At 70.9% G+C, this 9020-nt stretch carries 8 protein-coding genes and 1 pseudogene; 3 read left to right on the top strand and 6 right to left on the bottom strand.

The genetic code is table 11. From position 1 onward, the window contains the following. The 4 genes from M3N57_07690 to M3N57_07675 form a co-directional block, all read right to left on the bottom strand. Positions 1-359: maleylpyruvate isomerase family mycothiol-dependent enzyme (locus M3N57_07690; GenBank protein MDP9022565.1), on the bottom strand; the 359-nt coding region annotated here is incomplete at its 3' end. Continuing rightward, complete coding sequence (locus M3N57_07685) at positions 359-1210, bottom strand: GNAT family N-acetyltransferase (GenBank protein ID MDP9022564.1); 852 nt, start codon at positions 1208-1210, stop codon at positions 359-361. The genes M3N57_07685 and M3N57_07690, both read right to left, overlap by 1 nt. A 68-nt stretch (positions 1211-1278) precedes the next feature. After that, a complete protein-coding gene (locus M3N57_07680) occupies positions 1279-2415 on the bottom strand; it encodes a methyltransferase domain-containing protein (GenBank protein MDP9022563.1) in 1137 nt (378 codons plus the stop codon). A gap of 130 nt (positions 2416-2545) precedes the next feature. Beyond that, positions 2546-2728: a hypothetical protein gene (locus tag M3N57_07675; GenBank protein ID MDP9022562.1), complete on the bottom strand. Its 183-nt coding sequence runs from the start codon at positions 2726-2728 to the stop codon at positions 2546-2548. Positions 2729-2732: 4 nt separating this feature from the next. Between M3N57_07675 and M3N57_07670 the strand changes: the two genes are divergently transcribed. Next, positions 2733-5588, top strand: a complete 2856-nt coding sequence (locus M3N57_07670; GenBank protein ID MDP9022561.1) for an AAA family ATPase — start codon at positions 2733-2735, stop codon at positions 5586-5588. A 39-nt stretch (positions 5589-5627) separates the two neighbouring features. Further along, a complete protein-coding gene (locus tag M3N57_07665; GenBank protein ID MDP9022560.1) occupies positions 5628-5780 on the top strand; it encodes an LOG family protein in 153 nt (50 codons plus the stop codon). A gap of 265 nt (positions 5781-6045) precedes the next feature. Here M3N57_07665 and M3N57_07660 read toward each other — a convergent pair whose 3' ends face one another. Further along, positions 6046-7980, bottom strand: a complete 1935-nt coding sequence (locus M3N57_07660; protein ID MDP9022559.1) for a LuxR family transcriptional regulator — start codon at positions 7978-7980, stop codon at positions 6046-6048. 457 nt (positions 7981-8437) lie between these two features. On the opposite strand from M3N57_07660, the pseudogene M3N57_07655 reads away from it, so the two are divergent. After that, positions 8438-8572, top strand: a pseudogene (locus M3N57_07655) (group II intron reverse transcriptase/maturase). On the opposite strand, the gene M3N57_07650 reads toward M3N57_07655, so the two are convergent. Beyond that, on the bottom strand, positions 8572-9020 hold a 449-nt coding region (locus M3N57_07650; protein ID MDP9022558.1), incomplete at its 5' end, for an AAA family ATPase. The pseudogene M3N57_07655 and the gene M3N57_07650 sit on opposite strands and share 1 nt — an antisense overlap.

Genomic DNA, 9020 nt, shown 5'->3' with positions numbered 1-9020 from the left:
AGGTTGTCGGCGAACAGCTCGGTGAGGTAGTCGGCGGTCGCCATGGTGCGCTCACCAAAGGAGACCGTGTCTCGCGACGGGTCTCGTGCCGCGGTCCGTGCCGCCGCGGTCAGCCGGTCGAGGGCCGCGACGGGCTGGTCTGCGATCAAGTCGCCGTCGCATCGTGCGGCGACCACCTCTGGGGCGTCGCCGACGAGGACTCCGGCAGCCCAGCAGGACTCCTCTGCGAGGTGGGCGAGCAGGTCGCGGACGTTCCAGCCTGCGCAGGGGGTGGGCGCGTCGAGGTCCGCCGGCGTGACCGTGGGCAGGCGACGTTGGAGTCCGGCGGCGGCTCGGTCGAACAGGTCGGCGGGGCGCATCAGGGTCTCCTGTCGCGGTGCCAGAGTGTGAAACGGAACAGGGGCAGGAACCCGTAGCGCTGGGCGCCAGGCCGGCTCATGTCACCGAAGATCGTCGCCACGGCCCGCTCCTCGGCTGCGTGGAGGCGGCGGCGCAGCATCGCCGCCCAGTACCCGCGGCGTCGGGCCTCGGGCAGGGTCGCGGCGAGGACCAGCACCCCCAGCGGTCCATGCAGCAGCAGCCAGCCGGAAAACGACCGCCGCGCCGTCCACGTATCCGACGAACAGCCGGTGGTCGGCCACGTCGAGCAGGCGTTCATCGAGCCACATGCCAGGTTGGAAGGGTTGTAGCTCGTCGAACGGGAAGCCCTCCACGAGCACACGGTGAAGTCGTCCAACGACCGGCGATCGTGGACCTCGCGGATCTCCAACGCCTCGTGGTCGGGTGGCAGCGGGGCTTCGGGTGGGCGGACGAGGAGCGGGGGGTGGCCGTCCAGCACCCAGCCGCGGTGGCGCAGGTCAGGGGTGGGCCAGGGGCTCCACAGGTACACCCGACCGGTCCCGCCCGTGTAGTGGTCCTCGACGGTCGCGAGCGTCGCCTCGAAGGCACCCTCGTCGGGCGGCCGGCCCTGGCCTGGCGGTTGGGTCAGGACCGCGGCGTTGAAGACAGCGTTCGGGATGCCGCGGTCGGCGGCGATCACCTCGTCGCGGCGCAGCACCCGGCCGCCCATGGCGGCGACCGGGGCGACGTTGCTGGCCGCCAGCGCGAACACGTAGCGGCGCAGCAGCGTGTCGTCGAGGTCGAGGTCGGCGTCCCAGCCGGTGGTGAGGTGGCCCGTTTCGCCGCTCCGTGTGGTCTCGGTCGTGGTCACGGTGATCTCCGTGTGCACCGGTGAACTGGCTGGTGTCGTCGTCGGCGGGAGCCGTTCGCTGAGGCTCGCTACGGACGGCAGACGTAGTAGGCGTTCTGCACGTCGTGTTCGAGGGTGTGGATTTCCACGTCGGCGAACCCGGCGTCCTCGAACAGGGTCCGGGCGCGCTGGCGGCCCCACATCGTGCCCAGGCCCGCACTGCCCTGGGCCAGCGACACGGTCATGCAGTGCAGGCACGAGATCGTGTACAGCAGCGGACCGATCGGGTGACCGATGTCGCCGTGGTGGGTGCTGGTCGCGTCGATGTCCTGAGCCAGGTAGATCCCGTCGTCGGCCAGCGCATGTCGTATGGCGCGCACCACCGCCTCAGGGTCGGCCTGGTCGTGGACGGCGTCGAACGTCGTGATCAGATCGGCCGTGCCTCGGTCGACGACCTCACCGAGGCGGGCGGCGTCTTGGACGTGGAAAGTGACGTTGTCCAAGCCCCGGTCGGCGGCGGTTCGGCGGGCGTAGGCGATGGCTTCCTGGGAGATGTCGTAGCCAACGAACGTGCTGTGGGGGAACGACGCGGCCATCTCGTTGACGGCCCGTCCCCGGCCGCAGCCGACGTCGATGACGTGGATGCCTGCGGTGAGGCGATCGGTCAGGCCGGGGACCAGCGGCAGGATGTGCTCGCGCAGGGCGGACAGGACCGTCTGTGCGCTGTCTTCCTCCATGATCTCGTGGAAGCGCGGGAACGCCGCGTAGTCCAGGCCGCCGCCGTCGTGGAAGCAACCCACGATGTCGTCCTCGACCGCCCCGAGCAGCGGGATGTACTGGGCGAAGACGGCGATGTTGTCCGCCGGACTAGCGCGGGTCAGCAGCCGGGCGTGCTCGGCTGGCAGCGTGTAGGTGCCTGCCTCGGGGTCGTGGTCGACGATGCGTCCGACGGTCATCGCCCCCAGCCACTCGGTGACGTAGCGGCCGTCGAGCCCGGCGCGGTCGGCGAGCGCGCCCGCGTTCACCGAGCCGGCTGCCGCCATGGCGTCGAAGAGTCCCGTGCGGTGACCAAGCGAGATCATTAAGCACAGGGCGCCGCCGTTGAGGATGTCGACGAGACGCTCTTCGAACGCCGCGAGCGTGTCTTCGTCGATCGCCTGCGGTGTCGGGTGGAGTCCGGTCGTCCGGGTGGCCGGTTCGGTGATGGTGGTGGCTGTATCGGCCATGGGTTCTCCTGATGTGTTTGCCCTGTCCGCAGTCTGCACGGTGGGGCTTGCGGGTCGGTCACATCTGGCGTACGTCGCAGTGTCGCGGTGGGTGTCGACCCATCTACCCTGGGCGGAGGTGGGACGGACGTCACCTCGCGGGAGAGGTCCGATCGAGACCAGCGACACCGTCGCCGTGGAGTTCCGGGTACTCGGAGCCCTGGAGGTCCGCCGCGAGGGCGCGGTGGCTGCGATCGGAAGCCGCCGCCAGCGGACGGTGTTGGCGACGCTGCTGGCGCACGCCGGCGAGGTCGTACCGGTCGAAATCGCTCATCGACGTGCTGTGGGGGGACGCCGCTCCGGCCGCGCCCCGCAACGCCGTCCAGACGTACGTGGCGCGTCTGCGCGGCACGCTCGGTGAGCACGCCGGGCTGCTGACCCGCAGCCCCGGCTACCTCCTACAGGTCGGATCCGCACAGGTCGACGCCTTGCGCTTCGACCAGCTCCTGGATGAGGCGGAGCGTCGCAACGACCAGCCCGACGTGGCCCGCGACCTGCTGGACGAGGCGCTAAAGCTGTGGCGGGGCCCGGCCTACGCGGGGTTCGACGAGGGGCTGGCGCGGGCGGAGGCGCTGCGCCTGGCCGAGCGCCGTCTGGTCGCCCTCGAGGAGCGGGCTGCAGCCCGGATGGCTCTGGGCGAGGCGATCGGCGTGATCGGTGAGCTCGAAGCCCTCGTGCACACTGACCCGTTGCGCGAGCGGTTCGTGGATCTGCTGATGCGGGCGCTGGCCAGCGTCGATCGGCGGGCCGACGCGTTGGCGGTCCACCGCCGCTACCGGGAGCGTCTCGCCGCGGAGAGTGGCCTGGAACCCTCCCCGTCGATGCAACGCCTTGAGGGCGCCATCCTGCGGGGCGAGATCGCCAGCTCCCGGCCACCCACCCCGACGCGACCCGAGCCCCGCGGGCCAGGGTCGACGGTGCCGGTCATGACCAGCTCCGTGGTCGGACGTGAGACGGAGATCGCTGCGGTCCGCAACGCGCTGCGTGAGCGTCGGCTCGTCACCCTGACCGGCACCGGAGGTGTCGGAAAGACCCGGATCGCGGCCGAGGTCGCCGCATCCGTCGACCGCGATGAGCCCGACGACGTCGCCTGGGCGAACCTCGCGCCACTGGCCGACCCTGCCGCGGTCGACCACGTGGTCGCTAACACGATCGGCGCCGACCTCGCCGGTACACGGGCCCCCCGCGATGCCCTGCTGGGTGCACTCACGACGCGCACATTGCTGCTGGTCTTGGACAACTGCGAGCACCTTCTGGACACGGTCGCCGCCCTGACCGAGCAGATCCAGCGCGACTGCGCCGACGTGACCGTGCTGGCCACCAGCCGCGAACGGCTGGCGGTGCCCGGGGAACAGGTGCTGCCGGTGCCGCCCCTGCCGGTCGGCGCGGACACCGCCGCCCGGGACGGTGGTGACGCCGTTCGTCTGTTCATCGACCGCGCGACCGCGGCCGCACCCGGGCTGGATCTGACCGCCGAGCGCTCTGCGGTGGCCGAGATCTGCCGGCAACTCGACGGGCTGCCGCTCGCGATCGAGCTGGCCGCGGCCCGCATGGGCGCCCTGTCGGCCGGTGACCTGCTCGCGGTCCTGCGTGAGGACATCGCCGCACCCGTCGGTCGGCGCCGCGGCCGCGACGCGCGTCACCGCGACCTGTGCTCGGTGGTGGACTGGTCCTACCGGCTTTTGGACGAGGCCGAACAGCGGCTGTTCGAGCGGTTGAGCGTGTTCGCGGGCGCGTTCGGCGTCGACGAGGTTCACGCGGTCTGCGCGCCCGACGACCAGCACCGCAGCGGGACCGTGGAACAGCTGGCGGCGCTCGCCGAACGGTCCATGCTCGACGGGCCCATGACCGGACCGTCCGGCGGCTCCGGCCGCTACCGCATGCTGCGCACCCTGCGGCGCTTCGCACGCGACCGGCTCCTCGCGCGGGGGGAGGCCGACGCGATCGCCGCCCGACACGTGGCCGTGCTGACCGCAAGGGCCGAGCAGGCCGCCGGTCCCCCCATGAGCGAGCAGGGCCGGCGCTGGCTGGAGACCTCGTTGGACGACCTGCGCGAGGCCGCCCGCCGGGCGCGCCACACGGACAACGTGGACGTCCTCGCCCGACTGGTCGCGGCTCTGTACCGGTTCGACTACTGGCGTCCGGGAGGAGAGCTGCTCGGATGGGCGGCGGACGCGCTCGCCATGGACGGCATCGACGACCACCCGGCAGCGCCGCAGGTGCACGCGGCGGCCGCCGCGGCCGCCTGGATCCGCGGTGACCTTGAACGGGCGGGCCGGCTCGCAGCTCGCGGCACCGAACTCGGGGTCGGACCCGATGACCCGGCCTGCATCTTCGCGTTCGAGGCTCTCGGTGACGTGGCAAACTTCACCGGCCGGCTGGACGAGTCCGAAACAGCCTTCCGGGAGGTGGTACGCCTGGCGCGGATCGCCGGGGACCCCGACAGCGTGGTCATGGGGCAGGCCAGCACGGCGGTGGTGTTCTCCTACGCCGGACGGATTGCCGAGGCGATCGAGGAGGCCGACGCGGCCGCCCGCGCCGCTGAAGACGCCGGTCCGGCCGCACAAGCCTTCGCGCGCTACATCAAAGGCGAGTGCCGGACGGAGACCGCGCCTGACGAGGCGCTGGCCCTGGTAGAGGAGGCAGCCCGGCTCGCGCGCGACTGCGGAGCCTGGTTCATCGACGGCGTGGCGCAGCTCACCGCGGCGAGCCTGCGGGTCCGGCACGACGAACCGACGCAGGCCCTGCCGGCCTTCGCCGACCTGATCCGCCGCTGGCGTCGCAGCGGCAGCTGGACCCAGCAGTGGACCACCCTCCGCAACCTCGTGGAGCTGCTGGTGCACCTCGAAGCCGATGAGCCAGCGGTGATTATCGCAGCCGCGGCCGAGGTGGCGGAGACCGCCGCCCCGACCTTCGGGGCGGAATCGGACCGGCTGCGCCAGGCTCTCGTTACGGCCAACGAGCGGCTGGGAGACGGGGCCTTCGCTGCCGCCCGCCAGCGGGGACAGGCGTTGCCGGACGGTGAGGTGATCGAGGTCGCGCTGAGGGCCGCCGACGAACTCCAAAACAGTTGGGCAAAGCATCCCCCGAGGCGCAGCTCGACCGATCACGTCGCCGGCGGGGCTATCTGTTGACGCCTGTTACCCAGACGGCTTCGTTATACGGTGCCGTCGGTGGTCGAAGATGAAGACGCTGGCGTGACCTCCTCAATCATCGGCTCGATGCACGAACGCAAGGCGCTGATGTTCGACCTCCGGACGGGTCGTGGCGTTGCCGGGCGGGTGGGCACGCTCGAGGAGTTGTTCGAGATCCTGCCCTGGCTCTAGCTCGGCCTCCACGTCAAGCCGGCCGGGATCCTAGACGTCGCCGGCTACCTCGCTCCCCTCGTCGACCAATCGGTCGAGGAGGGGTTCGTGCAGAACAGGCACCGCCGGCTCGTGCTCGTCGACGACCGCGGAGGGCGTCTGCTCGAGCGCATGCGCGCTCTCGAGCACCCCGACCTCGAACGCCGGATTGGAGAGGACGCGCACTAAATCGGGAGAGCATCTCGAGCGTGACCTGACGCCGGGCGGATCGAGCCCAGCGGTCGGCTTAGCGCCAAGCGACCGAGACCACCTCGACTGACTGCTCGAAGCCCTTCAGCAGCTCCAGCCGAGGCTCCGAGAGGCGGAAGGCCGTCGGGATGTCGTCGAGCGTTTCGCTGCTGGCGAGGATCTCTCCGGGGCCCGCCGCCGCGGCGATGCGTGCGGCCGTGTGCACGCCCTCCCCGCCGTAGTCCCTGAAATCGCCGTCGGTGTGGAAGCCCCCGCCGGTGTGGACGCCAATCCTGACGTCGGGGGCGACGACCTCGGCGTCGAGGGCGCGCTGGATCCCCACGGCCGCCTCGATCGCCGCCTTCGGGTTGCCGAACGACGCGAAGAAGCCATCACCGGTCTGCTTGATCACCTCGCCGCCGCTGTCCACGATCCGCTCGCGCAGCAGCTCGTCGTGGCGGGCAAGCAGCCTCTTCCACTTCTCGGCGCCGAGCGTGTCGAGCAGCCTCGTCGAGTCGACGATGTCGGTGAAGAGGAACGTCCGACGCGTCTCGAGCCTGCCGAGCAGCTCCTTCACACGCTCCTCGTCCAGCTTCGCCCCCAGCCGCTCGAACGTCGCCAACGCGGCCTCGAACTCGCTCATTGCCCCATGCTCGTCGCCCTGGCGGCGGTAGGCGATCCCGAGCAGCATCCGCGTCTGAGCGGTCTCGTACGGCGCGCCCACCTGCTGCCACCCGTCCCACGCCCGCCGCATGCACCGGATCGCGCCCTCCCAGTCACCCTCCGCGAGCTTGATCTGGCCGGAGGCGCGGTGGACGGTGGCGTCGAACGCGGGGGCGCGCTGGTTTCCGATCTTGTAGGAGTCGACGAGGTGTTCGAGTTCGTGAGCGGCCGTCCGTGCCGTCTTCAGATCACCGGCCGCGATCGCGATCTCCACCTGGGCGGGGAGCTGGCGCAGGCGCGACAACGGGTCCTCGGCGGTTGCGAGCGTGCGCGCGATCCCCGCAACCGCGGCCTCGACCTTGCCCTGGGCGAGGCGAAGGAGCGCGAGTCCCGGCTGCGGTTCGTGGCCCAACTCGTTCGCCCGACGGTACGCCTCCTCGGCCGCGGCGAAGTCGCCGCGGCGACGGCGGATCTCGCCGACCTCGTAGAACCCGGCCGAGGTCACGAAGCGGTTGAAGTCGTGCAACTCCTCGCAGGCCACGAGCGCCTGCTCCTCGGCCGTCGGCCAGTCGCCGCGCAGGCGCAGGATCTCGGCTCGGTGGATGCGACAGGCACCGGGAAAACCGGTCACCTCGAGACGATCACACCAGCGATTCGCCGCCTCCGTCCACTCGGCGGCGCGCCGATAGTCGCCCACGTCGTGGCACGAGCTGATCGTGACGCAATAGACATTCCCCGCCGCCAACGGCTGCAGCTCACCGCACACCGCACCGGCTGCCGCCTCATCGAGGAGGGCCAGCCCCTGATCGACCTCGCCCATCTGAATGAGCACCTTGCCCTTGAGGGCGAGGCCCATGGCCTGCATGTCCCGGTTGCCGAACCGCTGGCCGAGTTCGTACGCGCGGTTGAGGTTCGAGACGGCCTCGGCGAGGTTCCCTCCGGTCGCGTACCCGACGAAGCCACGCAACAGCGCCAGATGCCCGTGTTCGACGGACTCCGGCAACCCCTCCAGCAAACGCTCGGCGTTCGCGAACCAGCCGTGAGCCACCGAGAAGGCACCGCGGTTGGCGTGATCGTCCGTCAGCGTGAGCGCGACACGAGCGGCGCTGCGCTTGTCGCCTGACGAAGCGAAGCCGGCGTACGAGCGCTCACGCAGACTGAGCGCCTCGTCGAGTCTGCCCGTCCAGTACGCCGCCTCGGCGAAACTCTCGAGGTCGTCGGGCGTCAGGTCCCGCGTGTCCGCGCTCGAGTACGCCTCATACGCCTCGCGCCAGGCGTGGCGCGCTGCAGCCTCTCGGGCCGTTTGAAGGGAGTCGAGAATCTGGGGCATAGCGTGCCTCCATTGTCACACCTCGTCTCCGCCGGCGCCAGTCCCAGGCAGAAGCTCCCTCACGTGGATGTCGGTGTCGTCGACCCGCGGATCCTCGCACGCGGTTTCGGGGACGGCGGCGGAGACGGACAGGCCGGGTTGCTTTGTAGGAGCGTGAGACGCTCGCGGGCCTGCTTGGCGTCGTGGTCACCGGCAGGCAGAGGCGACCCGCTCGTGGCGACGACCGCCGGGTGGAACTGCCAAGCGGAACCCCTCCGGAACCAGGGCGACGGTGAGCACAGAGAACAGTGAGTCGGTCCAGGATCTGCGAGCGGCGATCGGCGGTCCGGCCGCGCGCTGGCAGAGGCGTGCCTGGAACGTGGCTACCGGGTCGCGCAGCTTGGTCTGTTCGGTGGTCAACCGGCGTGGCCGGGAGGAGCCAGGTGAGCGGACCGAAGCGGTTCGATATTTCCAGCACATGATCTTTGAGGCCTACCGCAAGGTCAGGGCCAACAGGGGCGCGGCGGGCGTCGACCGCGAGTCGATCGAGCAGTTCGAGGCTGACCTGAAGGACAACCTCTACAAGCTGTGGAATCGGATGTCGTCGGGTAGCTAGTTCCCGCCGCCGGTGCGGATGGTGGCGACGTTCAACCGAGGCCCGGACGGACGGTTCGTCCTCTCCGAGTTGTGAGGTGCGGGGCGAGGTGCTCCGGTGGTCGCAGGTGCCGCGGCGTCGAGGAGGCGTGCCAGCTTGCGGGTGCCGACCATCGCCGCCTCGTCCACCACGACGACCGACTCGGGAGCGAGGCCGCCGTGCTCCGGGTGCTCGATGTCGGCCAGGAGCCGGTCGATCGTGTAGCTGTCGATCCCGGCGCTGGCTTCGAGTTCCAGGGCGGCTCGGGCGGCGAGGGCTGCCCCGGTGACGCGGTAGCCGGCGGCCTGCCAGGCGGCTCGGGCGGCGTCCAGCGCGTAGGTCTTGCCGGTGCCCGCCTTGCCGACGACGACCTCGACGCCGGCGCCCGAGCCGGTCAGCCGGCGGACCATCTCGGCCTGCTCGTCGC

This window comes from Actinomycetota bacterium, assembly GCA_030776725.1.
GTDB lineage: Bacteria > Actinomycetota > Nitriliruptoria > Nitriliruptorales > JAHWKO01 > JAHWKW01.
This window is presented reverse-complemented; position numbering and strand designations above follow the sequence as displayed.